The sequence below is a fragment of the Paenibacillus sp. S-12 genome (genome assembly GCF_030363895.1).
Lineage (GTDB): Bacteria > Bacillota > Bacilli > Paenibacillales > Paenibacillaceae > Paenibacillus_B > Paenibacillus_B alvei.
The window spans coordinates 81,781-107,565 of the sequence record NZ_JASIUF010000014.1; the positions used below are offsets into that span (position 1 = coordinate 81,781).

Annotated in this window: 20 protein-coding genes and 1 CRISPR repeat array; of the genes, 9 read left to right on the plus strand and 11 right to left on the minus strand. The window is 44.4% G+C overall.

All coding sequences use genetic code 11. The features are described from left to right. Positions 1-146 precede the first annotated feature (146 nt). The 4 genes from NO352_RS13910 (at position 147) to NO352_RS13925 (ending at position 5,763) form a co-directional block, all read left to right on the plus strand. On the plus strand, positions 147-2,207 hold the full coding sequence (locus NO352_RS13910) for a methyl-accepting chemotaxis protein (RefSeq protein WP_289355917.1): 2,061 nt from the start codon (positions 147-149) through the stop codon (positions 2,205-2,207). A 320-nt stretch (positions 2,208-2,527) separates the two neighbouring features. Beyond that, a complete protein-coding gene (locus NO352_RS13915; RefSeq protein ID WP_268619917.1) occupies positions 2,528-4,576 on the plus strand; it encodes a methyl-accepting chemotaxis protein in 2,049 nt (682 codons plus the stop codon). A gap of 425 nt (positions 4,577-5,001) precedes the next feature. Then, positions 5,002-5,190: an aspartyl-phosphate phosphatase Spo0E family protein gene (locus tag NO352_RS13920; protein ID WP_197266983.1), complete on the plus strand. Its 189-nt coding sequence runs from the start codon at positions 5,002-5,004 to the stop codon at positions 5,188-5,190. A gap of 144 nt (positions 5,191-5,334) precedes the next feature. Further along, a complete protein-coding gene (locus NO352_RS13925) occupies positions 5,335-5,763 on the plus strand; it encodes a GNAT family N-acetyltransferase (protein WP_005546432.1) in 429 nt (142 codons plus the stop codon). Between the two features lie 23 nt (positions 5,764-5,786). Here the strand turns inward: NO352_RS13925 and NO352_RS13930 are convergent, their stop codons facing one another. The 6 genes from NO352_RS13930 to NO352_RS13955 all read right to left on the minus strand — a co-directional run bounded on the left by NO352_RS13930 (position 5,787) and on the right by NO352_RS13955 (position 12,310). Continuing rightward, entirely contained in the window at positions 5,787-6,353 is a 567-nt protein-coding gene (locus NO352_RS13930; protein ID WP_005546430.1) for a TetR/AcrR family transcriptional regulator, read from the minus strand. A gap of 124 nt (positions 6,354-6,477) precedes the next feature. Beyond that, positions 6,478-8,163 (minus strand): long-chain fatty acid--CoA ligase, encoded by a 1,686-nt coding sequence (locus NO352_RS13935; RefSeq protein ID WP_289355918.1) that lies wholly within the window; start codon positions 8,161-8,163, stop codon positions 6,478-6,480. Between the two features lie 61 nt (positions 8,164-8,224). Then, positions 8,225-9,004, minus strand: coding sequence for an enoyl-CoA hydratase/isomerase family protein (locus NO352_RS13940; protein ID WP_005546426.1), 780 nt, complete (start codon positions 9,002-9,004; stop codon positions 8,225-8,227). Positions 9,005-9,069: 65 nt separating this feature from the next. Continuing rightward, a complete protein-coding gene (locus tag NO352_RS13945) occupies positions 9,070-10,155 on the minus strand; it encodes a phosphotransferase family protein (RefSeq protein WP_289355919.1) in 1,086 nt (361 codons plus the stop codon). A gap of 85 nt (positions 10,156-10,240) precedes the next feature. Next, positions 10,241-11,017: an SDR family oxidoreductase gene (locus tag NO352_RS13950; RefSeq protein ID WP_289355920.1), complete on the minus strand. Its 777-nt coding sequence runs from the start codon at positions 11,015-11,017 to the stop codon at positions 10,241-10,243. Positions 11,018-11,083: 66 nt separating this feature from the next. Then, a complete protein-coding gene (locus NO352_RS13955) occupies positions 11,084-12,310 on the minus strand; it encodes an acyl-CoA dehydrogenase family protein (RefSeq protein ID WP_289355921.1) in 1,227 nt (408 codons plus the stop codon). Between the two features lie 476 nt (positions 12,311-12,786). Here NO352_RS13955 and NO352_RS13960 point away from each other — a divergent pair, with 476 nt between their 5' ends. Both NO352_RS13960 and NO352_RS13965 read left to right on the plus strand, forming a co-directional pair. Continuing rightward, positions 12,787-13,365, plus strand: coding sequence for a bacterial surface protein (locus NO352_RS13960; RefSeq protein WP_268633287.1), 579 nt, complete (start codon positions 12,787-12,789; stop codon positions 13,363-13,365). Between the two features lie 886 nt (positions 13,366-14,251). Then, positions 14,252-14,629, plus strand: coding sequence for a BsuPI-related putative proteinase inhibitor (locus NO352_RS13965; protein WP_289355922.1), 378 nt, complete (start codon positions 14,252-14,254; stop codon positions 14,627-14,629). A 64-nt stretch (positions 14,630-14,693) separates the two neighbouring features. Here the strand turns inward: NO352_RS13965 and NO352_RS13970 are convergent, their stop codons facing one another. Beyond that, positions 14,694-15,155 carry a macro domain-containing protein gene (locus tag NO352_RS13970; protein WP_268619915.1) on the minus strand — a complete coding sequence of 154 codons (462 nt, stop codon included), beginning with the start codon at positions 15,153-15,155 and terminating at the stop codon, positions 14,694-14,696. 911 nt (positions 15,156-16,066) lie between these two features. Here NO352_RS13970 and NO352_RS13975 point away from each other — a divergent pair. The 3 genes from NO352_RS13975 to NO352_RS13985 all read left to right on the plus strand — a co-directional run bounded on the left by NO352_RS13975 (position 16,067) and on the right by NO352_RS13985 (position 19,514). Then, entirely contained in the window at positions 16,067-16,498 is a 432-nt protein-coding gene (locus tag NO352_RS13975; RefSeq protein ID WP_005546411.1) for a hypothetical protein, read from the plus strand. A 262-nt stretch (positions 16,499-16,760) separates the two neighbouring features. Continuing rightward, entirely contained in the window at positions 16,761-17,960 is a 1,200-nt protein-coding gene (locus NO352_RS13980) for an ABC transporter substrate-binding protein (RefSeq protein ID WP_289355981.1), read from the plus strand. Between the two features lie 255 nt (positions 17,961-18,215). Beyond that, complete coding sequence (locus NO352_RS13985) at positions 18,216-19,514, plus strand: ABC transporter substrate-binding protein (protein ID WP_289355923.1); 1,299 nt, start codon at positions 18,216-18,218, stop codon at positions 19,512-19,514. Between the two features lie 446 nt (positions 19,515-19,960). After that, positions 19,961-21,050: a CRISPR direct-repeat array (repeat unit 30 nt; unit sequence ATTTCAATACATCTCATGTTACTGTCAAAC). A 178-nt stretch (positions 21,051-21,228) separates the two neighbouring features. Here the strand turns inward: NO352_RS13985 and cas2 are convergent. The 4 genes from cas2 to cas3 are packed head-to-tail and all read right to left on the minus strand — an operon-like array spanning position 21,229 to position 25,720. After that, positions 21,229-21,510, minus strand: coding sequence for a CRISPR-associated endonuclease Cas2 (gene cas2, locus NO352_RS13990; RefSeq protein ID WP_005546407.1), 282 nt, complete (start codon positions 21,508-21,510; stop codon positions 21,229-21,231). Between the two features lie 6 nt (positions 21,511-21,516). Next, entirely contained in the window at positions 21,517-22,533 is a 1,017-nt protein-coding gene (cas1b, locus tag NO352_RS13995) for a type I-B CRISPR-associated endonuclease Cas1b (RefSeq protein ID WP_005546406.1), read from the minus strand. Positions 22,534-22,550: 17 nt separating this feature from the next. Beyond that, positions 22,551-23,045, minus strand: a complete 495-nt coding sequence (locus NO352_RS14000) for a CRISPR-associated protein Cas4 (RefSeq protein WP_005546403.1) — start codon at positions 23,043-23,045, stop codon at positions 22,551-22,553. After that, positions 23,042-25,720, minus strand: a complete 2,679-nt coding sequence (gene cas3 / locus NO352_RS14005) for a CRISPR-associated helicase Cas3' (protein WP_289355924.1) — start codon at positions 25,718-25,720, stop codon at positions 23,042-23,044. The genes NO352_RS14000 and cas3 overlap by 4 nt, the downstream gene beginning before the upstream one ends. Positions 25,721-25,785 lie beyond the last annotated feature (65 nt).

Below are 25,785 nucleotides of genomic sequence, written 5' to 3' on the forward strand. Positions count from 1 at the left end.
GAAAATCACTTTCAATTTTATGTTTAATAGATTTGCGGACTTTATCAATATATTTTTTCCAGTTCACTCGGAGGGAGGCGCATGGTCGAAAAATTTTTATACTTATTAATGAATCTCTTATTCTATAACATCAGGAGTGGACTGCCATGGCAACTCATAAAAGGTGGACATCGCGCATTGGAAACATGTCACTGCAGGTGAAGCTTCCACTGTATATCAGCATGTTAGCTGCATGTATGCTGATTGGAACAAGCTCGATGCTATACTGGTTCGGTTCTGACATGCTGTTAACGGAAAGCAAAAACAGCATGTCTATGAATGCCGACCGTATTAGCGAAGGCTTATGGTCTTCTGTAAAGCTAGAACGTCAATCCGTTTATTTGGCCTCGATACATAATACCTATCGCTCATTGCTGCTGCTTCGGGCCGAGCAGTCGATGTCGGATGAACGCTTTTTCTCCGATGCCAACCCACTGTTCGATAAAGCCAATAAGCTGCTGGCACAGAGTGTCAAAGCCAGCCTTGGCAATGAAGCTTACCAGCTCATTGATAGGAATGGCACCGTCATCGCAAGCTCGAATCCGGAAGCAGTTGGACAAAGCCGTTCAGATCGTCAGTATTTCAAAACGGCAATGAAAGGACAACCCTTCATCAGTGATTCGCTATTATCCAAAAGCACCGGTAATCAAGTAGTCGTATTTGCAGAGCCTGTATTTGCGGACGATGCCAAGGTTGCCGGAGTATTTATTACAACGGTAAATACCTCTTTCTTTGTAGAACAGCTAAAGCATACTGCCGGCAACGAGCACGGCACCGTGATCATCCTCGATCGGGTCGGACATACGGTGTTCAACTCACAGGATAAAGCATCGGTTGGTCAGAGCTTTCAATCCGACAAGCTGAATCCGATTCTCCAGGCTACAGGAAACGCAGACATTATTCGCGGCGAGCTGGACGATGCAGAGCATTATATTCGCTATTCTAAAATTCCAGGAGCAGATTGGACCGTTATCGCTAAAGAAAGTTATGTCAACATCAAGCGCCCACTTGATCGGCTATTTTCCAAGATCTCGCTCATCACGCTCGGTGCTCTGCTCTTGTCCTTAACAATGGGACTGCTCATTTCCCGCTCCATTACACGTCCAGTCGGCAGATTAACCGCCTTATTCAAACGATTGGCGTCTGGAGATCTCACTGTCGCTGCAACAGGGAACTACAAAAGTGAGTTCAAAGACTTGGCGGACAGCTTCAACGTCATGGTTGAACAAAATAAGAGCTTGATTTCCCAAATGAATCGTTCAATCGAGCACTTGAACACAAGTACTAACGAATTGGATGCCGCCTCTAAGCAAACGACGATATCCATTCAAGAAACATCGATTACGACTATGGAAATCGCCAAAGCAATGGAATCCCAAGCGCTCGATACCGAGCATATCGTGAATAAGTTCGGCGATCTCGGGAATAAGATAGCAGTTGTCAATCAATTGTCATCCGCTGTGAAGGATCGGACGGATTCCATTATTGAAGTCTTCCATAGTGGAAATGAAGTCGTGAATCAGTTGATCCATACTCATAGTGACAGTGAACAGGAAGTTGCTTCAATCGCAGCCATCACGGCCAAGCTGGAGGAAAGCTCCTTGCGGATTGCCTCCATTACGGAAACCATTGGCAAGATTGCAAAGCAAACGAACTTGCTCGCCCTTAACGCATCAATAGAAGCTGCACGAGCTGGGGAGCATGGCAAAGGATTCGCCGTTGTCGCTTCCGAAGTAAGACAATTGGCTGAGCTATGTGCGAAGCAGTCTAGCGAGATCGAGGAAATCATCACAGATAACCTTAGCTTGGCGCAGGAGGCAAATGGATCAGTAAGAAGCCTTCAAGATGTGTCTGCCAAGCAAAATCAATATGTTGATGATACGAAGCTGGCGTTTGAAGCCATTTTGAACAATGTTGTTGACATTACAGAGCAAATCAAGGGCATGGCCTACGAAATGGACAACATGAAGCGAGGCAAAGAGGACGTGATGGAGCTGGCTCAGAACTTGTCCGCTTCTGGTGAAGAAGTGTCTGCTTCTGTTGAGCAGGTAACCGCCACGATTCAAGTACAATCGGATATGGTTCAACAGCTGGCCTCCATGATTGAAGAGATCGACGCATTGACCAAGCAGCTAAGAGAGGCTTCCTCGAAATTCAAAACCGAATAGAAAGAAAAGGTCGAGTTCAAGAGGGGAATACCCCCCCCCTTCACTCGACCTTTTTAAGTTTAGAGAACATCTCACAGATCGTAAAAAACTACTTATGAGACAGCCCCTTTCTTTTCATTTCTTCATGATACGAATGTTCCACGTGCCCACTTACCGTAATTTACCTATATAAAAACACTTAAATATTTCCGTTGAATAGATTTGTAGACTTCTAATCATATATTTCCAAATAGTTGGGAAGGAGGTATATACATAGATGGAAAATCGGATTTACATAGGAGTCATAGGAACATATCTTGTACATCAGGGGTGAGATAAGGATGGTAACACGTAAGAAGTGGGGCAGTCGCATCGGGAATATGTCACTGCAAGTAAAGCTTCCGTTGTTAATCAGCACCTTGGCGGTATGCATGTTGATCGGAACGAGTTCCATACTGTACTGGTACGGATCTGACATGCTTTTGGAAGAAAGCAAGAACAACATGATTTTGAATGCCAACCGCATCGGTGAAGGTTTATGGTCGTCCGTGCAATTGGAGGAGCAGTCCATTTACTTGGCGTCTATTAATCAGACGTACCTCTCCTTGCTGCAGCTTCGGGCGGAGCATTCATTAAAGGACGCCGATTTTTTCTCTGAACGCAATCCGCTTTTCACGAAGGCGAATAAGTTGATGGCTGAAAGTCTCAAAATGAGCTCGGGCAGTCTCATCGATAAGAACGGCATCATCATCGCGAGTTCCAACCGAGACAACATTGGAAGCAGCCGCACGGATCGAGCTTATTTCCAAGCGGCAATGAAAGGACAATCGTTCATCAGCGAGTCGATTGTATCCAAAAGTACCGGCAGTCAGGTAGTTGTGTTCGCACAACCTATTCTGGGGGACAGCGCGAATGTTGAAGGTGTGTTTATTATGACCGTCAACACCTCGTTTTTTGTAGATCAACTGAAGCATGTGGATGGCAGCGGGCAAGGAAGCACCTTGATCTTGGATCGCGAAGGCCGAACCGTCTTCCACTCAAACAACAACTCGGCAATCGGCCAGATGGTAGAATCCGACAAGTTTAATGCAGTCGTTCAGACTCCGGTTAAGGGGCAAATATCCCGAGGAGGTATAGAGGATCCGGAATACTTTATCCGCTATTCAAAAATTCCGAAAGCAGATTGGACAGTTGTGGTACAAGACAGCTATGAGAACATTCAGAAACCTCTTGATGATCTATTCGCTAAAATATCGATCATTACGCTTGTTGCCCTATTAATATCTTTAACGGTAGGTATCTTCATCTCGCGCACGATTACGCAGCCAATCGCAAGACTAACCGGCTTGTTCAAAACATTGGCGTCCGGCGATCTTACCGTTGCCGCAACGGGCAACTACAAGAGCGAATTCAAGGTGCTAGCGGATAGCTTCACCGTCATGGTCGAACAAAATAAGAGCTTGATTTCCCAAATGAATCACTCCATCGAGCACTTGAACACAAGCACAAATGAATTGGACACCGCCTCCAAGCAAACGACGATATCCATTCAGGAAACATCGATTACGACCATGGAAATCGCCAAAGCGATAGAGTCCCAAGCGCTCGATACCGAGCAAATCGTAAATAAGTTCGGCGATCTCGGGGATAAGATAGCAGTTGTCAATCAATTGTCATCCGCTGTGAAGGAGCGGACGGATTCCATTATTGAAGTCTTCCATAGTGGAAATGAAGTCGTGAATCAGTTGATCCATACTCATGGTGACAGTGAACAGGAAGTCGCTTCAATCGCAGCCATCACGGCCAAGCTGGAGGAAAGCTCCTTGCGGATTGCCTCCATTACGGAAACCATTGGCAAGATTGCAAAGCAAACGAACTTGCTCGCCCTTAACGCATCGATAGAAGCTGCACGAGCTGGGGAGCATGGCAAAGGATTCGCCGTTGTCGCTTCCGAAGTAAGACAATTGGCTGAGCTATGCGCGAAGCAGTCTAGCGAGATCGAGGAAATCATCACAGATAACCTTAGCTTGGCGCAGGAGGCAAATGGATCAGTAAGAAGCCTTCAAGATGTGTCTGCCAAGCAAAATCAATATGTTGATGATACGAAGCTGGCGTTTGAAGCCATTTTGAACAATGTTGTTGACATTACAGAGCAAATCAAGGGCATGGCCTACGAAATGGACAACATGAAGCGGGGCAAAGAGGACGTGATGGAGCTGGCTCAGAACTTGTCCGCTTCTGGCGAAGAAGTGTCTGCTTCTGTTGAGCAGGTAACCTCCACGATTCAAGTACAATCAGCTATGGTTCAACAGTTGGCCTCCATGATTGAAGAGATCGATGCATTAACCAAGCAGCTAAGAGAGGCTTCCTCGAAATTCAAAACCGAGTAGAAAGTAAAATAGACCGTTTCCCTACCAGAAACGGTCTATTCCTATCATTGTTCAATATCTGACACGAGATGGTGACAGAAGCGTGCGCTCACTATGAGCCTAACATTTCTTTTATCCATAATTCGGTTCCGCCAATGATTCATTTTTGCTCAAATTCGCTATCCCGCTATGCAAATTGGCATTTGTACTTTTTACCCATTTTATAGAAAAACCTTCATAAACGCTAACGGAACTCCGATAAACAACATATTAGCTCCCCAAACTTCGAATTTCTTAGGATAAAATGTCCTCAATACGACAATCCCATGAATCATGTCAATGGAACACATTCAGCAATTTTTCAGGTTCAAAAATATATGATGTGGTATATTTTCCATTATAGGAGCCAAAAGGAGCCAAAACATTTTTCAAGGTAGAGAGGGTGAATGGCTATCGCCCAGTCCAATTCTGATGACCAGAAAAAAAAGCATTTGAAGGACAAAATCGAGCAAATTCGGAAGCAACTGCTTGAAGCAGCAATTGAGAGAAAAAGCCTTACCGACGAGAAGGTAATTCTCATAAGCCAAGAGCTGGATCATCATCTACTAAAGTTCCAGCGGGAAAAGAGGAAATGAACGATTTTAAGTAGAACCTATATAAAATAGTTAGGTGTACGATACACACGATTACGCGAGGCATGTCTTGCACATACAAAAAGCAGACCACGGATTGCTTGGTCTGCTCCTTGTCAGAGATAATTCGAATCGGAGGTCTCTATGATGGACAAAGAAAGCAATGAAGTTGCCGTGATTCACGAAGCTCCACAGCCTGAAGAGTATTGTCAATTAAGAATGCGTGCCGGTTTAAGTCCCAAGTCGCTTGACGGTGCTCGTACAGGATTGCACAATTCCATCTTTGCGGTATCGCTGCGACAAGAAGGCGAATTGATCGGCATGGGAAGAATTATCGGTGACGGCGGCTGCTTCTACCAAGTCGTCGACATTGCTGTCGAGCCTGCGTACCAAGGACGGGGCTTAGGCAAGGTTATCATGAATGAAATTACATCCTACTTGGATCAGCATGCCGCCAAAGGCGCCTATGTCAGTCTGCTGGCAGACGTACCCGCAGATCAGTTGTACAAGCAGTATGGATTCGACTATACGGCGCCGCACTCTCTTGGCATGTACAGACGCATACCATTAGAATAAGTGCATGCTGCTCCAAATGGCCGCTATTGCTTATTCATGCCGTTCAAAAACATCTTCGTATAGATCGAAGCAACCTCGACATCGGATATAGCGCCATCCGGATTGAACCAGGTATAGCACCAATTGCAGGCACCAAGGATGCCGAATGTCATCATATCGGCCGGGATATCATTGCGAAATTCTCCGTTCTCCATTCCCTGCTCGATAACGGACTGAAAATTGAACCGGAACTGATCCCGCTTCCCCTTGATTACATCCAGATCATCGCCCGATATATGAATAAGTTCGCGAAAAAATATCCGTGCGCTGGCGCCCTTTTCCGCGATTTCCCGAATCATCATGTTGATGATGCCAGCCAGCTTTTCCTGACAGGATTTATCCGGTTGATCAAAAATGGTTCGCTGTTCCGCTAGAAGATAGTCAATATATTGCAGATGAATATGCGTCAAAAGCTGCTCTTTGCTCGTAAAATAATAATAGAAGGTGCCCTTTGTCGCGCCGAGCGTATCGACAATATCTTGAATCGAGGTTTCGCTGAACCCTTTCGATTCGAACAGCGCAATACTGTGCCTGATGATTTTATCCTTCATGGACTGCTCCAAGCGTGATTCTCCCCTCATGTCGAATAATATGTTTCTATGTTAGCTTGAACAATAGAGACATGTAAAGGGAACAAATGGATATTCAAATTTCAAATCGTCGATACTGTACTTTCTATCTGGAGCTCGATTTTTCCCCAGCTTTCTTCCATGCCTCCTCCTGTAATTTGCGCCACAAAATTTTGCCGCTGCCGGTAACCGGAAGCGAAGCAACAAATTCGACAACGCGCGGATATTTATAAGCTGCCATATGCTCCTGCGCCCAGCGTATAATATCGCCTTCCGACACCTTGCCGCGATCCCCTTCACGCAGGACGATGTAAGCCTTGATTTCCTCTCCCTTGCGCTCGTCCGGAATACCGATGACGCATACCTCTTGAATCGCCGGATGCCGATATAGAATTGATTCCACTTCCGTCGGCCATACCTTGAATCCCGAGGCGTTAATCATGCGTTTCATTCGATCTACGATGAAGAAGTACCCATCCTCGTCGTAACGCCCAATGTCCCCCGTGCGGAAGAACGATTTGCCTTCCACTTTTACAAAAGCGTCCCGCGTAGCTTCTGAATCGTTCCAGTAGCCTTTAAATAACTGCGGTCCGTCTATAATAATTTCTCCTTCTTCCCCTGGTCCTTTTACTTCGAGTGTCATAGGGTCAATGACTCGGGAATCTACGCCGAAGGCTGGAATGCCAAGACATTGCAGCTTCGGACGATCAAGCGGATTGCAGTGCGTCTGCGCCATCGTTTCGGATAATCCATACCCTTCTACAAATCGCAGGCCCGTAGCTTGATAGAGCTTCTCGCCCACGACCTCCGGCAGCCCGGTTCCACCACCGTTAATCAGCATAAGCGAACGCAAATCGTACTGAGAAAGCTCGGGGTTGGCTAAAAAGTCAATAATCATCGTGCTGATTCCTGTCCAATACGTACATTTGTGGCGTTCCATCAATAGGGCGGCCGTGTTGCGATCCCAACGCGTCATGATGACCATGGCTGCACCGACAAAAATGGGAACGTGCATGCCGTGGATCATTCCGATTACATGGAAGAAGGGTAGTGTCGCCAACCCTTTCGACTCCGGCGTCAATCCTCCCCAGTAAGCTGATGAAATCACGTTTGCTTGTACGGATTTATGAGTGTGCATGCAGCCCTTTGGCTTGCCGGTCGTGCCTGAAGTATAGGGAAGAACCGCCAGATCACTCCCCTCTGTCTTCGGAAAGGAGACCCGATGTACAGCCGCTACTTTCATGGCTTCCGTCCAGGACACAGCTTGAGGGGATATCGATTCAAGACGAGGTGCCCTGACGATGTCAGGCACTTCTTCGCCTACATTGCTGCAATAATCCGAATAGGTAGCAACAATGATGCGCTCGAGGCAACGATCTGATAACAACGGTTCGATACGCGAATACAGCTCTTGGCTGACAAAGCCGACTCTTGCGACGCTGTCTTCAATAAGATAAGCAAGCTCTTCGGTGAGATTCATAGGATTGATGGGTACAACGATAGCGCCGGATCGCATGATTGCGTAATAGGAGATAATATATTGGGGACTGTTCTGCATATATAACAGCACGCGATCGCCTTGCTCTACGCCGAGATGGAGCAAATAGGAGGCCATCAAATTGACCTCTTTCCATAAGGTTCGATAGGAAATAGAGTTGTTATAATAAATGATTGCCGTCTTTTCCGGATAACGGCGGGCAGAAACCTCCAGGTTGTCAGTAAGCGTTGTGTCCGGAACTGAAATGGAAACAGGCATTCGCGCGGGCCAGTGCGCATAATGGGATTGCGTCATCAAAAATCGCCTCCTCATTGCTAACCATTTTGTCATTCAGAACGAATAAAAACGACAAGTGCTACAAACCGTTGAATGAAGGCTGTCTCTTCTCGATGAACGCCCGAACACCTTCCTGGTGATCCTCGGTCGTGACCATCATGGCTTGTGTAACCCTTTCCCGTTCCAAAATATCATCCAACGAGGAAGTCAGCGACCGGTCGGCGATTTTCTTAAGCATCCCATACGCCTTTATGGGGCCCTTCGCCAAGCGCGAAGCGTATTCCAGCGCACCGGATTCCAATTGTTCCAAAGGATACAGCTTATTCACGATACCCAAGCGGTGGGCATATTCCGCATCGATCGGCTCGGCGTTGAATAGCAATTCCTTGGCTCGATGTATGCCAATGAGGCGCGGCAAGAAGAACAATCCTCCTCCATCGGAGATGAGACCAACTTGGGCAAAGCTCATCGCAAAATTGGCATCATTGGCTGCAACAATCAAATCGCAAGCTAACGCGAGATTGAAGCCTGCCCCTGCCGCGAATCCATGCACGACCGCGATGACGGGCTTCTCTATTTCTTTAATGGAATGTACCAGTTCATTAAACATCCCAATGTGATCGTAAACATTATTCGGCTTTGCGCCGCTCATTGTCGTCACGTCCCCGCCTGCACTGAAGGCGCGTCCCGCTCCCGACAAGCAGATAACTCGAATGTCTGCGTTTCTCTTCGCCTCCTCCAGCGACTCGATTATCCCCCGAATCATGGAAGGACTGAACGCATTCAGCTTTTCTGGACGATTCAGCTTCAACGACAGAACATGCCCTACTTTTTGTACAAGTAAATGCTCATTGCCCATATCTCAAAGAACCTCCCTAATGTGATGAATCGCAACTCTATCTTGCGCAATAATCGTGATCTAATTTACAGCTCGCCCCGTTCGGCTTGCTGCCAGGCGTGTGCAATCAGCGTCTGCACGGTATCATTAAAACGGCCGAAGCGCTCATCGCTCGTCTGACCCTTTTTCCAACGGTAGTAAATTTGCTGACAGATAACCGCCAGCTTAAAGTAAGCAAAGGTCAAGTAGTAATGGGCCTCCGATACATCTCGACCGCTTTTTGACGCATATGCCTCTAGGAAATCGGCACGCGACATGAAGCCCGGGCGAACCGTAAGCGGGACATGCCCCAAGCCGTGCAGCAGCTCTGGCGGATCATTCGGTTCGAACCAGTAACTGAGCGCTGCTCCAACATCCGCCATTGGATCGCCCACCGTAGCCATCTCCCAGTCGAACACGCCGACTATCTCTGTAAGATTGTCGCCTGCGAACATGATATTGTTCATCTTATAATCATAATGGATGACGGTCGGTGTCTGCGAATTCGGCAGGAAATCGGCCAGCCATTTTTTGAGTTTCTCTTCCCCCTGAATCTCATCCGTTTTGGCGTGTTCATAACGTTCTATCCAGCCATGCACTTGCCGACGCATAAAGCCGTCAGGCTGGCTAATCGCCCTTAGATTCGTTTCACGGTAAGGAACTTCATGCAGCCGAGCCAAAGTCGCGACCATCGTTTCGGAAATATCCCTGCCCAGCTGCGGCGTATATTCCACATCCGAAGGAAAGCTTCGATCCAACACGAGTCCGTTCCGACGCTCCATTACGAAGAAAGGACTGCCGATGATTGAGAGATCCCCGCAATATAAATAAGGACGAGGCGCAAGCGAAAAAAACGGATGCAGCCTTGAGAGAATCGTATATTCGCGCTGCATATCGTGTGCTTTAGGAGCGACCGGCCCCAGTGGAGGACGGCGCACTACTGCCTGCCAATCCCCGCTGCGTATTGCATATGTTAAATTGGAATGCCCCGCCCCGAACTGCTCTACTTCCAATGGGGCTTCCGGAATATCGAGATGATTTCGTAAATGCTCTTCTAGCGCAGCAACGTTCAACTCCTCGCCCTTGCGAACGGGAATCGTATCCTGCGGTAACGCCTCTTGCCTGGACGTCATGGTATGCAGACCTCCTTCATTCTTTCAAGATAGCTTTACTGGATAAGAGGACGAGACAATGCCATGGATCGTGATTCAGGGACAGTTACATGGCTGTCATGCCCCCATCCACAGTCAGCACCGCACCGGTAATGTAATCGGAAGCTTCGGATGCCAAAAATACGACGCTCCCCTTCAGATCGCGATCAGATCCGTACCGTCCCAACGGGGTAAGGCTTAATATCTGTTCGCCTCCATGTAGAAGAACGTCGCGGGTCATCTTGGTCGGAAAAAATCCCGGCGCGATCGCATTGACATTAATGTTGTGCTGGCCCCATTTGACCGCGAGATCCTTCGTGAATGCAATGACCGCGCCCTTGCTCGCGCTGTAGCCGATAGCATCCAGCCATGCCGGATCCGAACCGCCCAGACCTGCCACAGAAGCGATGTTAATGATTTTTCCGCCGTGCTGCTCAATCATGATCTTCCCTGCCGCCTGTGACATCAAAAACGTACCCGTCGCATTGATGTCCATTACCTTATTCCAAGCTTCGAGCGGCATATCGACAGCTGGCGCGCCCCAGGAGGCCCCGCTATTGTTCACCAAAATATCGAGGCGTCCGAACTTTTCCGCTGTCTGTTCCACCACACGCCGCACGTCGTCCGGATTTCTGACGTCACAAGCCATCGCATGGCATAATGAGCCCGTATCCCGATGGATTCGGGCCGCCGTCTCCAGACATGCGTCGACCCTGCGCGAGCAGAGAACGAGATTCGCCCCCGCTTCTGCCAAGCCTTGAGCAATCTGCTCTCCGAGCCCTCGCCCGCCGCCAGTTACAACAGCCGTTTTACCCGTTAAGTCAAATAATTGCTTGACGTTCACCTTCCATCCCCCATTCATGAAAAGGCTAAAGTCTCGTTCCGTACTATCTAATCTTCTCTACCCTTTTTACATCGTAATCGCTTTCATCTCTTCGTATTTGCGAAGTTCCATTTTGGCGATGGCCGCCTTGTGCACTTCATCCGGTCCGTCCGCCAAGCGCAGTGTTCTTGCATTGGCCCAATGCGAGGCAAGCGGGAAGTCTTCGCAGACACCTGCGGCCCCAAGCGCTTGAATGGCCCGGTCAATGACCCGCAGCGCCATATTGGGAGCGACCGCTTTAATCATGGCAATTTCCGCTTTTGCCGCTTTATTTCCGACCGTGTCCATCATGTAAGCCGCCTTTAGCGTCAACAGGCGCGCCTGCTCGATCTCAATACGCGAGGTGGCAATCCAATCCTGCACGACGCCCTGACGGTCTAGCGTCTTGCCGAATGCAGTACGCTGCCGTACGCGCTTGCACAACACTTCGAGTGCCCGCTCTGCCGCCCCTATTAAGCGCATGCAATGATGGATGCGTCCCGGACCGAGCCTTCCCTGTGCAATGGCAAATCCCTTGCCCGGTTCCCACAGTATGGAATCCAGCGGTATTCGTACGCGATCATACTCAATTTCCGCATGTCCATGCGGCGCGTGATCGTAGCCGAACACCGGCAGCATGCGCTTGACCTTTACACCGGGAGCATCCATCGGCACGAGAATCATAGACTGCTGCTCATAGGCCGGCGCGTGCGGATTCGTCTTCCCCATCACGATCGCCACCTTGCAGCGCGGATCTCCGGCACCGGAAGACCACCATTTGCGTCCGGTTACGACATATTCGTCGCCTTGCCGTTCAATGGTCGCTTCGATGTTCGTTGCATCCGAGGACGCGACATCCGGTTCCGTCATCGAAAAACATGAACGGATATTTCCTTCAAGCAGAGGAACAAGCCATTTCTCCTTCTGCTCCCGCGTCCCATACCGCACAAGCACCTCCATATTGCCCGTATCCGGCGCCGAGCAATTGAACACCTCTGGGCCAATCAGGGAACGTCCCATAATCTCGCACAGGGGCGCATATTCTAGGTTGCTGAGGCCTGCACCGTATTCGCTGTCCGGCAGGAACAGGTTCCACAGACCAGCCCGCTTAGCCTGCTCCTTCATCTGTTCCATGATCGGAGGGATCTCCCATCTGCTGCCGGCCTGACTAAGATACTCCTCGTACTTTCGTTCTTGCGGATATACCACATCATTCATGAATTCCAGCAACGTTTTCCGCATAGATTCAACCTTCTCGGAATAATCGAAATTCATTGCATATCCTCCCTTCGCTCAACATACTGACCGGTTAGTATGTTGACATCATACTTACTATAAATCTAATTACCAAATTATTCAAGACGATCTTGATGTTGAAACTCTTCTAAAGAGTACGATTCTTCAAGCACCAAATGCATAATTTTTTTCAGTTATATTCTATTTCTATCATTTTATGGGAGTTTATGTTTAGACAATCCCTTTTTGACCCGATAATATTTTCATATATTACGCACTTAAGGGGACTTAATTTCATGAAAAAATACTTACTGCCTGTTGTATTATCAATCTTTCTTGTATTATCATTTTCATTTCATGCATTTGCTTCAAGTACTGGGCAAGAGTCCAAAGATGCTGAGAGCGGTTGGAAAAGATACCCTTATAATGAGTTCAACATATCGTACGAGGGACAATGGAAAGTCTGCGAGGTGTCGAGCTGTACTAAAAACGTAAGGTACACAAGCGGCTCGAAGATGAAATTTAATTTTGTCGGAGAACAATTCCGATTCATTTCCTATTATTGGAGCAATGGCTCGAAGGATATTGATGTTTATATTGACGGAGTAAAAACAGGAAATTTCTCGCTAATCGGGAATGATGACAGCACTTGGAGAATCATGTACGAAAGTCCGATTTTGGCGTCAAAAGAACATTCCGTTGAAATCGTGAACAACACGACAGACTACTTATATGTCGTTGCTCTGGATTTGCCTGACGGCAGCACATTACAACCGTTTGATCCGAAAACACCGGAGCCGGAACCCAAACCAGAACCTAAGCCCGAACCTAAACCAGAACCGGAACCCGTACAAGGCGAGAGAGCCATTCTAGTCGTTACCATGACAACGGGGTTGGAAAAAGAGTTTGACTTAAGCATGGGAGAAGTAAACGACTTTATCAACTGGTATGAAAATAAACAAGCCGGTTCAGGTACAGCGTCCTACGCCATAAATAAGCATAACAATAACAAGGGGCCGTTCAGCAGCCGCAAAGACTATGTGATTTTCGATAAAATACTAACGTTTGAAGTAAATGAGTATTCGATAAAATAATTGTGAGAGTCGTAGGAAAAACATCCTATGGCTCTTTTTAGTATGCGTATCAAAATTTCCCCTTTATTTTTTTCGTCCATGAAATTTATTCAACACGCATATTCCCAGTGTATACGATACGATTGTCGAAATGACCATAAGGACAAATCCCCCCGTACTCAATCCCTCCAGCCCCTCTCCATATTTTATATATTATACCAACCATATTAAGGAAAATGTGCTTGTACGATCAGCAACTGTTGAAAAAATCTCAACACATGCCGCATTTTCATGTTCACCCATTGCATCTTTTCAACAAAATGGGAAGTGCCTAGGCACTTTTTTCAACAAGGCTCGTAGGAAATTCTCATCTTACCATTAAGAGGGTTGGATGCAGGAGCAAGAACAGACGGCAGCGGGTGCTGGGACGGAATCATCCAGATTTCAATATTTGATCTTAAAATGAAAAAAGGCTTCCTGCGTCATGCCTTGCTATTCTGGGCATTAATGGGGACAGGGCTTCACGAAGCATAAATATGGGGCTGGATTGTGGTTTGCATGCTACAAGCTTGATCGTAAAGTTATTCTATGATACATATTGGATATAACATTGGTAGAATTGTATATAGTAAAGATTATGCAAAAGGAATAAACGACCGGACAATAACTTGATAACTGATTTCCTGCCGTTGTACCGAAGCCAGGTGCAGCGGCTTTGCCGCATATCGCATAGGGTAACGCTATCGTTGCGGAACCGAGAAGAACCACTTTCTTAAGTTGTAACGCGCTTATGTAGAATTGGAACATTTTGCAGTAGTATCGCGTATGAGGGATGAGGTTGATTTTTTTGTATCTAACAAAGATACAGAGATATCCATTAGTTCAAACGGAGAAGGAGACGTGTCATATGATCACAACATTTCTTTCAACAGAGCAGCATAACGACTACGTAACATTGCAATTCGGAATACAAAATGTTTCTGGAGCAGATCTGGTCATTTCTTACGGCTCGCAACCGTATGACTTCATCGTCACGAATGAAGATGGCAAGGAAGTTTATCGTTGGTCGCTAAATAAGTTATTTACCGCAGAAGTAGTTGAACGGACATTGAAACGAGATGAAAAGATTATCTTTCAGGAGCGATGGAATTTCCAAGATAATGAAGGCAAGCCGTTATCGAAAGGCAGATACAAAGTTGAAGTGATCTTCCTTATTCACCTGCCTGAGCTGAGTGAGCCGCAATCCTTTCAGCACCTGTCGATCAGCACCGACATTGATTTGTAATCTATAAATGCCGCCCCCTATGCGGTCCGCTATCTTTATTTTTATAGAATGATTATGATCGAGCTTATCCTTCTAGCTTGTACAGTATAACATCATAATCGGCAAATACCTCTTCAAGGATTTCACTTGCAACATTCCAATCTCCATTCGCTAACCCACAGCCGATACCATATGGCAAAGCAACAGATAGATGGTTCTGTACGGCATATTCTCTTAACGTAGTTAGGGAGGTTCGGAGCGCCTCATAGTTCGTGTACACTCTACCCTTTTGTCTGCCATAGTCCAGTTGACCGAACAGATTCGCTATATGTGTGGAACCTTCCTTGACGATATGACACTTGCCAAGCAGCTTATCCGGACTTTGATGTTGATCACAATACTGCTTGTAGCTTGGATACAATGTATTGTATCTTTCCCGCAGCACCTTCGCTATGCCTGAACCCATTACCCCTTGGCAGTTTACCTGATGTCCAATAATAGATTCCTTCGCATTCAATAAGTCACCTATGATTACGTGTACGGCCATTCGGCACCTCTCCTTGTCAATCTGACATATATCTTTTGTTCATTGAATTATAAAACGCACCATAAGCCCCATAAGCTAAGATGCATGTTGTCTCCTTGAACATAGTTCGATCTTTATCAGGAGATCCCTGCTAAAATAACTATTCCTACTAAATTCATAATTATTTAATTTTGATGTAAAAAAATAACCTGCCATAATGACAGGTTACTGTTGCTTCTCACTCTTATAAACAACATCCTCTAATCGTTTCACTCTGCGAGGAATACTTATTAATTTGCGAATACAATAATAAATACCAAAAAGAACTAATATTACGCCTGCAACTAACAATAATAGCTCCGGCCAATATACCCATCCCATTATTACTTCCACCTCCAGTTGCTGTAAATATCTGTGTCATCATTATATCGAAACTCTTAAATGAAACCAATAAGTATCTTCAATATTTTGGTATTCAAACGCCTGATAGATGGGCTAAAACAAGAATAGTGTGGGAATATTCCGATATGCGCCCAATTGATTCCTAGAATTTGAATGCATTATAGAATATAAAAAAATGGGGTGTCCACTTCTCAGTTCACCGTCACTAATGTAGAAGCTATAACCCTTCGATTTTTTTCCGTATGATAAAAGCTCTCCTTCGATTTTAAAGGACAAGAAAGTGCCTAAAGTCCAGTACACGGTGAATGTTAAAATGTTAGTAGACGTCCTTTCTGCAACTCCGCTATCCTAGCAACCTATTGCATTGTTCCGAGAAAGCTATGCAACCTATCGATTACGGCTTTTGATTCATCCTATCCACGATAAAATAACTATCCTTCTAGGTATTTACTTTATGTTTCTTTTCATGTTAATCTATCCTCAGAAACCTATATTTTACAGTCATCATTCTTATTTGGGAGGTTGTTCACTTGAAAAAAGCATTTCTGACTTTGGCTGCAGCGGCAACCGTATTTGCGGCTGTTCCTGCTGCACAAGCTCACGAGACGACCGTTTCTTCAATCGACAACCAGGATGATTACAGTGTAAAGGCTCTTCTGCTCGATGAAATAGGAGTGATTCCATCGAAAGGAGAGGTTGAGTTCACGTTCGATTACAATCCTAGCCTTGGCAATGAAATTCGGTATTATTTGAGAGACGACGACAAAGCCGGAATGACTCTTAAAATCTACAATGATGAGAATCGTCAAGTCGCTACGGCAAAAACGTCCAAAACCAATAATTATTATGTGAATCAGTCATTTAGGCCACCGTCAAAATATATCGGCAAATATAGAGTGATTATCGTACCTAATGACGGCGGAAGCGGTTATAGATATCAGCTTTCAGCAAGAGCTTTTTAGTTTCAATGAAAAGGTCAAGTCCGAGCTGGCTCTCCGACTCGGCCTTTTCATTTTTTAATAGACGATCCTACAGTTCAATTCAGCCTCACTCCCCATCACCACTCCCCTATTTACATTAATTCCAATATATGGTATAAAAGATTTACAGAAAAAACATATTCTATTTATTTAGAAAGCAAACTTTTTCACCGAGGTGTTTCTATTGAAAAGAAAACTCTTTCCAACACTTCTCGTTTCCATTGCATGTTTGGCAATTCTCCTGATGGGGTGTCAACAAAGCGATGCTCCTCCGTTCTCAAAAGACAAAAAAGCAGAGCTTACGATTGCATATACGAATGAAAATGCTTTTCTAAAGCGATATGGAAACCTATTTAATCAAGAATACCCAAATATAAGGCTTTCGATCATATCCACGAAACCTCTCGTGACGAAGAAGTTACCTGTAGAAAATTGGGTTCAGCAGAACAAATTCGATATTATCTACTTGCCACCCGAACTAGTAAAGGAAATGGCAAAACGCAACGATTTGCAAGAATTGGATTTATGGATAAAGCGAGATTCCTTCCCGCTGGACGCGTACATTCCACAAGTCATCGAATATGCTCGATCGATTGGAAACGGGAAGCTATATGGATTCCCCCCTACCTTCCATGGACAAGCCATCGCATACAATAAAGACCTTTTCGATGCGTACCATATCGAGTATCCGCACGAAGGAATGACTTGGGAGGACTTGCTCCTCTTGGCCAATAAATTTCCAAAGGAAGATGGAAATGGGAATTCTCTTATCGCGCTTGCTACCAGTGATCCTTCTCCCTTTGAATTCATGTTGAAGGTCGGCTTCGGACAAAACCTAGCCATAACACAGGGAAATCCCTCCAAAGCGACTGTTGCAAGTGATCCTTGGAAGCAAATTTGGGAGCTTACACTCCCTCTATTGAACAGCGGGCAATTAATCAATAGTTCAGACCTTAATGCATATATGAACGCCTTCCTAGCTGGCAAACAAGCAATGGCCATGGTTACATATGAAGAGTATAAACAGCTTGCCGCTCGTAAAAAATCCTCGTTTCAATGGGCGCTAGCTCCGTTTCCTGTTAGCCCCAATCACAACGATACGCTTCTAATTGACGGATTATATGCAGTATCTGCTCAATCTACAGAGAAAGAAGCAGCTTGGGAGTTGGTAAAGTTTCTCAATTTTCGTACCGTTGCGAAATGGAATTACCGTTCTTTATATGGCTTTTCCACCCTACTAAATGAATTGAGCACGAATCAGGAGGAACGTGAACGACTATCTGTCATGTATGCGCTGCGGCAATCCTATCATCCCATGGAAGAAGTGCCGTCTCAACTTGTAGATAAGGCGAACGCTGCGATTCAGAGCATACTGGATGGCGGGAAGTCACTGGAAGATGCATTGAAACAATTACAGAACGAGGTACAGCAGCTTCCAAAATAATTCCGATATATGCGGATCATTCTATCTACATAAATCACATCATCCAGAATGTACAAGCGAGTCGTTACATTGTCTTGCAGGAGGTATCTCCTTTCACCTCAGAATTTGAATTGCACAATATATGGAGGGGGTGTAAAGAATGAAAAAGAAATTCACTGTATTGTGAAAGCGAGCAATCATCGGCAAGCGCTTCTTGGAATTAACCTATAAAATCTCCACCCTTTCTCCCAGTTTATATTCGTTGGAGGTATCATCATGAGGAAGAACAAAATTGCGATACTTGGCATTATACTTTCAATGCTATTATTATCAGCTTGCCAAAACAACGTTGAGAAGCCGATAACGATCACGGTGGAATATCCTTCACCGAACGAATTTCACAAGAGATATGGCCATGCCTTCGAGCAAAAATCACCCCTTATCAGCATTCAAGTTATCCCAGAGGCAGATCAGTCATCACCGGCTGATCTACGCTATATGGACAATTTATCCACTTATAAGAAACTTATCGACTCGGGTGAGCTGCTTAATCTTGAATCGTATATAAAGGAGGAGCCTGGCACGTGGAAGAACATAACTCCGATCATGTTCGATACCTTAAAAATCAGATCTGGAGACCAACTTTACGGTTTGGCGCCTACCTTCTCTAGCTACGCCATTTACTATAACAAAGATCTGTTTGCCAAATACAAAATCCCGCCTCCGAGGAATCAATCCACTTGGAAAGATATCTTTGACTTGGCCACACGATTTCCTTCGCAAACCGATGATGGAGAGCCTTTATACGGATTTAAGCCCAATTACTATGAAAATGTGGGAATCTCTCTCATTATGCGTTGGGGACAAACGGAAGGATTGCGGTTCATCGACCCCGAAACCTTGAAAATCCAGATGAACACCCCCGCATGGAAGGAAATATGGAGGAGAACGATTGACGCACTGCGCTCTGGACGCATCTATAAGCAAACGCAGCAAACCGAAGGTGCGATGTCACTCGACCCGATCTACACAGGCAATGCCGCTATGGCCCTGCAATCCCACGTTGCCGCTTATAATTTTGACATCAATCAGCTTTATGGTGCTGGACAGCCTATTAATTGGGACATGGTAACTGTTCCAGTAGACCCGCGCAAGCCGGAATACTGCGATTACTATCTCATTAAGGAAATTTACGGAATCTCAACGGCTTCAGAGCGCCAGGAAGCAGCTTGGGAATTGCTGAAGTGGATGGTGCAAGGAGGAGCTATGACTTCCACGGAAATCAATCACGGACTTCCGACGCGAACCGAACTTATCGCTTCCGTGAAGGGACATGACTTATCCCCATTGACGATGCTTAAAGCTTCCCCATCCAATCACAATCCTTATGAATCTGTTCATTATGATATCATCAACGCATTCAAAAGTGTCGGGAACCAAATCGTGGAGGACGTCATTGCCAACAAACTAACCATTGATGAAGCGTTAATTCAAATCGATGAAAAAGGCCAACAAGCGGTCGATGCCGCTGCTATTGAAGTATCTAAATCCGAGAAGAATAACGATTCAGAGTAAGGACTGTCCGCTGCAATTATGGGTGATCCATATGTAAGTTAAATCTAAAAGGTCGAGTATGGAGGCCCTAAAGCTCTACTCGACCTTTTGGGTTGCCGTATTTTATTACCTCGTACTTCTACTTTTCTTCCTTCGTTTAGTCAAAACTTCGTACATTAGGCCTTCACCTGCGGTTTAAAAGTATTTCAATACATCTCATGTTACTGTCAAACTTTCAGGAGTACAGTTTAAACCCTGATACTAATTAATTTCAATACATCTCATGTTACTGTCAAACAGTTGCAGAAGCGGTGTTGTATTTCGAAGAAAAAAATTTCAATACATCTCATGTTACTGTCAAACCTCAGTATGTTGCAATACCAAATGGATACCATACTTATTTCAATACATCTCATGTGTTACTGTCAAACTGAGCGTATAGTCGATTTTTTTACCCCTGCATGGGAATTTCAATACATCTCATGTTACTGTCAAACTTTTGCCTATCCGGATGGTCTTTTAGATGGTAAGCCGCATTTCAATACATCTCATGTTACTGTCAAACATGTTTAGATATCCCTGAAATTTACCGTTAATACCTATTTCAATACATCTCATGTTACTGTCAAACGTGGGCACAGTTTTTTGACGAGGCCAAGGCTGGTATATTTCAATACATCTCATGTTACTGTCAAACTTAACGCGTGGATAATTTCAAGTGGGACGGCATTTATATTTCAATACATCTCATGTTACTGTCAAACTTAAGTGTGATCTGCTCGTCCACCTTCTGTTCTACCATTTCAATACATCTCATGTTACTGTCAAACTGGCTGGTGACACAGTTTATATGGCAAGCAACTCCAATTTCAATACATCTCATGTTACTGTCAAACAGCGGGGATATGACCATAGATGGCGTAAGGAGCGATATTTCAATACATCTCATGTTACTGTCAAACGAGAGCGCGAGGATACGTTTACAGGATCGATTACAAAATTTCAATACATCTCATGTTACTGTCAAACGCTGGCGAAGCAAGATCATACTGAGTCTGAAGGCCGTATTTCAATACATCTCATGTTACTGTCAAACATAGCGGCTCACAAGGCTTTACAATTCCCGATCCTAATTTCAATACATCTCATGTTACTGTCAAACATTGCCTTGTTGAGCGATTGTTCAAGTTTATTTGGATTTCAATACATCTCATGTTACTGTCAAACGATTGTTCGCGATGCTTGATGCGCCAGTGTCTGCGAATTTCAATACATCTCATGTTACTGTCAAACCCGCCTTGCTCGCTTTCTTACACACTTCACGAGGTGATTTCAATACATCTCATGTTACTGTCAAACAGCAGTCCCGGGCAATGGCCTGCACCAAGTTCTCCACATTTCAATACATCTCATGTTACTGTCAAACACTGCAACAGATCATCGACGGTTACAATATCTGTACATTTCAATACATCTCATGTTACTGTCAAACGCCTTATCAAGCGAACCCGGAAGTCCCAATGTGTAATTTCAATACATCTCATGTTACTGTCAAACCCTAGTAAAATCAGGTTTTTCTAGTCTTTGAATAAGTCGATTTTACTACAGCCAAGCGGCTTTCGCTATTTATTTCCCAACTATGAGTGAATCATGATATAACGTGTCAATAATCTCCCTAATCCCTTGTAGCACTAAGGTTCTATCGATTATATGTACGAAAGAGGTTGGGAAAACATTAGAGTAGTAAAGACTCAGAATTGTTCAATCTAACCCCAATAATCTCTTCATCAAACACGTAGTCACCAGTCATTTTGAATATCGCTACAAAATCAGATTCTTTATCAATTTCCTTCTTCAATTCACCTCGCAATTTCAATAAATTTGCAGGTGTAATCGCTCCACGAAACACTGATTTCTGAAAATGTACCAGATATTTTTTGCATATTTTAAATACGCGTCCTACGCGCTTTTCTCCGATATCATAAACTAAAATGACATAGTTATAGTTCTTCCCCATCCTCGCTCATCTCCGTTCTTTAAGAAGAAAAGGCATAAACGGTGTTTCTTCAACAATATGTTTTTTTAATTTATACGCATCATACTTTATTGCGGTTAAATAGCTTATCTTTCTTTTTAATGTTCCATGATCGAATACTTGCTCCATCCGCTCCTCTAACGCTGTTATAAAAACATCTCGCCCCGCATCATTAAGAAGGCAATAATTATACTTTTTCTCAAAATGCTTTCCTACTTGAATTCTACGATTGTTTACGAGTTCAAAAATCGTTCGGTATACTAGTAACGGCTTAAAAGGTTCTGATAAATCAAGACTTAAAGAGAACCTTCGGTCACTTGGTTCATGTAAAAAGCTAATGCTCTGATCGAGATGAGTATGATATATTTGAGTTATCGTTTTCGTATACAATATCATATTCCCAAAGCTAATCATGGCGTTTAAAGGATTATCTGGCGGTCGCTTAACCCGCTTGTTCATTTTAAATTCCTCAGGTAGAAATGTCTTGAAAGTATCATAAAATCGGCGCCATATCTCACCTTCCACACTAAGAAGACGGGAAATATCATTAATTTTGTCCAACAGGCGAGGAACATCTTGCTTTAACCAATCCAAATAAGGCTTGATCTCCTTATTCCCATGTTTATAATAATGATAGAGCACTTCGTGAATGTTAAGCGCAATCGCTAAAACAAATGCTTTTGCAATTGGCATCCTTCGTTCCAAACAAGCCTTAGCCTGTAAAAGCTTCACTTTCCCGCTAACCCTCGCTTCTTTCGGATAAAAGGTGCCTCTAAAGTGACCATAATAATCAAAAAAGTGAACGGTTATTCCTGCAGCTGATAAAAATGAAAACAGCTTACTGTTCAGCGATATTTCATTTAACAAGTAGAGTTCCTTAATTCCATGAATCGGCAAATGAATAATTCCTTTCTCATTGCGAAAGGTTAAAGAGTTATCCTCTCTTCCCAGTGTCCCTGGAGTTCGAATATATCTTGTTGAAGAAGCAGACTTGTTTCTAGACATGTATTCCCCTCCCATGTTTAAAGAAAACAGTAAGCGTAATAAGCACAACGTTTGCATTTCTTATCTTCAACAGCCTTATCTGGCCGTTCTTGATGAATATATGCCTCTAACTCTTTCAGCATTATTACTAGCTCTTCCTCCGTCTTCGCATCGAGCTCCAGTTCAATCGTCCTGCTCGTTCCTTTATTCCGTTCGATAAACTGAAGCATTCCTTTGCGCTCCATTCCTTTTTGCTTTAGAACATACATATAATAAAGTGTCTGCCATTTCGTAGCCTCAACATCTGCATCAGATTTCTTTATTTCTGTCACATAACAATCCGTAAGCTTGTCTACCTTAATGCCTTCAATTGCTACTTCCCGATTTTGTTTGCCTTCGCTTTGCAACTCATGCATAATCTTGCCGATTCGCACATCTTCGCTATCATCCTCCAACTTTACACCATTTGCGAACAGCCAACATTGTCTGCGGCAGTGTACATAATAGTTCACCATCGTTCCCGTTATCTTCATAGAAGAGGCCCCCTCTCAGCCTGCTCATATGCGAATCGATTGAACTTCATCGAACGCGTCTGCTCATTCCAATCCATATATTCCTCTCCATTCGGAACATAATACAGCGATCCGATTCGCTCCGTATATATGCGCGGAGTTTCTCCATTCACAACACGATACGTGTAAGTAAAATAGTTCATCTGCTGCCTTACAATAGATAATCTGACCATTCGCTCAGAGTAATCCATCTGTTGATCGCTAACTAGACGAACATAGTCTCTCCATACGCTTTCACCGCATAATTTACCCTCTTCTGTATCCAAATTATAGTTAAGAAATAAAGAAACGTTCTTATCGGGTATAAGCTCCATATGTCGTTGTATTGCCGGGAAGTTCAGACACTGCACGTCATTGATGAAATAATTCCAATTGTTCTGATCCGCTCGCTGACGAGACTCCAGAATTCGCCTCATATTCAACTGATAGAACTCTTGAAAGTCCTTATGACGCAGCATTTGTTGATAGTTTGCATGATGGAGATCATACTCTGTACGCCAATCACTGCGATAGATCATATTCGCCTTGTCCATATCAAAGAAAAAGGCATGGCAATCCGCTCGATTACAGGAGCGATTAATACGCCCAAGAAATTGTTCTTCACTGTCTAGCAATGAAATATCTTTGAAGCCGACATCCATATCAATGTCCACACCCGCTTCAATCACTTGGGTAGCTACTACAATTACCTCTTGCAAGTGAAAGTTTCCGTCCGCGTCTTTGCCTAACAACTTCAACAGCTCATTGCGATAAAAGTGGCTATCGTCACCTGTTAATTCATAGACAGACATGCCTACCTGTTGACGAATCATATCATAGAAAATGCGTGCTGAGTTCTTACTAATAAACTCGATCAAGATGCGGTTGCTTTTTCCCCGCTGCTTACGTTCCTGAAATATCTCAACGACTTGATCCAACAATCGCTCCATATCGATTCTTCCATCTGCTAAATATTCGAAATGAAGCTGTACCCGATCACGAAAGAGCGGATGAGTAAAGTAATTCTCCCTGCTATGTACCAAGGAATACGTCTCTGTACACTTGTTCTCATCTGTTCGTTCCAACAAGTGATCCAATTGCGGCAATGTGGCAGACATAATAATGATCTTCATGTTCAAAATCTCTGCAAAAGACCTCAGAAAGTGAATGATCTCCTTCCACAATACGTTTCGATAGCTCTGTATTTCATCTAGAACAATGACACTGTTGCACAGATGGGCAAATGCCAAATTCGACTCTCTTCCCGTTCCAAATAAATAACTGAACAGATTAACGTGTGAGGTTAAAGTCACTGGGTATTGAAGCAACTGACGCTGTAGAAGAATCGATTTATAATCAAAGTCTGGTTCGCGTTTATTCTCATCTTTTCCCTCTACCGCTTCCTGTTCGGAGACGGTAACCATAGGTGTAATCGAGTTAATAACTTCGATTTTGTACTGATTAGACGCTATTGGAGCAAACACATCATCCAAGGTTTTCTTGGTTTGTTCGATGAGCGAATTGAAAGGAAACACATAAATTAGTTTATTAAGACTTACATTGCTATTAAGCAATTGTAAGGCAAGATTAATCGACATATTGGTCTTTCCCGATCCGGTAGGGGCTTCAAGATAAAAGATGTGTTCGTTGATATTGTCCAGCAATCGTTTATCCGTTTCTAAAAACAGCATAGCGCGCAAACGGTTCATCTCGCTTATTTCCGAAGTTTCCGGATTTTGCTGATAGTGCATGATTCCTTTGTATATTTCGCCCCGCCGATAGGCATCAATGACTGGCTGAAGGGGAAACCCTTTCCCGAAATACTGCAACTCAACAGTTTTTTGCTCTGCATAATGATAAGCAGCACGAAAATCTGACGATACCAAAATGGAATACAGGAGCTTGACAAGGATGTACATCGGAAATGGCGGGTGCATATCAGTAAATCGTTCATTTCTGGCTGCCACAATATCTTGAAATAAAGCTTCGTTCTGCAGTAAGGAATCTTTCTGCCGATAGTAGAACACATAATCAGGGTTCTCTCGAACAAGTTCATGCATGCGCTGAATATCTTTTTCAAATACAGTTAATTGATCGCCAGCAGGTTCCTCCAAATCACCTAAATAGGTATGATGACGGGAAATTGCATAAGCAAATACATACAGAATATGACGCAAAAAAGCGAATATCTTCTTGTTGCGGCGCTTGCCTGAAGATAATTCGCCTGATTGTTCCTTCATTCGTAATTCAGACAAATATATATGTAGATACAATACCGAAGATAACAAGGAATGGTGACTGTTTCCCAGCTTGCCACGCTGTCCTACCACTCCGTTCTTCATCTTCTTCCACTGAAACGCTGGATTTAACTTTCCAAGGTCGTGAAGATAGATCGCCTGTTCAAAATATCTCCGAACGGTGTCCCTTACAGATTCACTCAATTCTTCTCCGTCAATTTTCAGAAGCTTAATTGCCCGTTCCACAGCTTCGCCTGCTCCATTATTGGCCAATAGCATCTCTGCATAATGCATAACGAGATCACTATGCTCCTCAAGTGTCTCTGCTGCGCGTGGACTCTCATCATTTGGACGATGTGCATGCAGTTTTCCTCTCGCTTCATCTGTTAGCCACTTCGCGATGTGCATATCCGTCGGCATTTCAATACCTCCTTCGTACAAAGAACAGCTGAAAAGGATTCGAACACCCTTTCCAGCTGTGCGTG

Excerpts from the sequence above, each read along its gene's own strand:
- NO352_RS13935 (WP_289355918.1), bottom strand. The coding sequence starts at position 8,163 with ATGACGCAATCCCATTATGCGCACTGGCCCGCGCGAATGCCTGTTTCC.
- NO352_RS13965 (WP_289355922.1), top strand. The coding sequence starts at position 14,252 with ATGATCACAACATTTCTTTCAACAGAGCAGCATAACGACTACGTAACA.
- cas3 (WP_289355924.1), bottom strand. The coding sequence starts at position 25,720 with ATGCCGACGGATATGCACATCGCGAAGTGGCTAACAGATGAAGCGAGA.
- NO352_RS13910 (WP_289355917.1), top strand. The coding sequence starts at position 147 with ATGGCAACTCATAAAAGGTGGACATCGCGCATTGGAAACATGTCACTG.
- NO352_RS13945 (WP_289355919.1), bottom strand. The coding sequence starts at position 10,155 with ATGACGTCCAGGCAAGAGGCGTTACCGCAGGATACGATTCCCGTTCGC.
- NO352_RS13955 (WP_289355921.1), bottom strand. The coding sequence starts at position 12,310 with ATGAATTTCGATTATTCCGAGAAGGTTGAATCTATGCGGAAAACGTTG.
- NO352_RS14000 (WP_005546403.1), bottom strand. The coding sequence starts at position 23,045 with ATGAAGATAACGGGAACGATGGTGAACTATTATGTACACTGCCGCAGA.
- NO352_RS13980 (WP_289355981.1), top strand. The coding sequence starts at position 16,761 with ATGGGGTGTCAACAAAGCGATGCTCCTCCGTTCTCAAAAGACAAAAAA.
- NO352_RS13970 (WP_268619915.1), bottom strand. The coding sequence starts at position 15,155 with ATGGCCGTACACGTAATCATAGGTGACTTATTGAATGCGAAGGAATCT.
- cas1b (WP_005546406.1), bottom strand. The coding sequence starts at position 22,533 with ATGTCTAGAAACAAGTCTGCTTCTTCAACAAGATATATTCGAACTCCA.
- NO352_RS13920 (WP_197266983.1), top strand. The coding sequence starts at position 5,002 with ATGGCTATCGCCCAGTCCAATTCTGATGACCAGAAAAAAAAGCATTTG.
- NO352_RS13925 (WP_005546432.1), top strand. The coding sequence starts at position 5,335 with ATGGACAAAGAAAGCAATGAAGTTGCCGTGATTCACGAAGCTCCACAG.
- NO352_RS13915 (WP_268619917.1), top strand. The coding sequence starts at position 2,528 with ATGGTAACACGTAAGAAGTGGGGCAGTCGCATCGGGAATATGTCACTG.
- NO352_RS13940 (WP_005546426.1), bottom strand. The coding sequence starts at position 9,004 with ATGGGCAATGAGCATTTACTTGTACAAAAAGTAGGGCATGTTCTGTCG.
- cas2 (WP_005546407.1), bottom strand. The coding sequence starts at position 21,510 with ATGGGGAAGAACTATAACTATGTCATTTTAGTTTATGATATCGGAGAA.
- NO352_RS13985 (WP_289355923.1), top strand. The coding sequence starts at position 18,216 with ATGAGGAAGAACAAAATTGCGATACTTGGCATTATACTTTCAATGCTA.
- NO352_RS13930 (WP_005546430.1), bottom strand. The coding sequence starts at position 6,353 with ATGAAGGATAAAATCATCAGGCACAGTATTGCGCTGTTCGAATCGAAA.
- NO352_RS13960 (WP_268633287.1), top strand. The coding sequence starts at position 12,787 with ATGAAATTTAATTTTGTCGGAGAACAATTCCGATTCATTTCCTATTAT.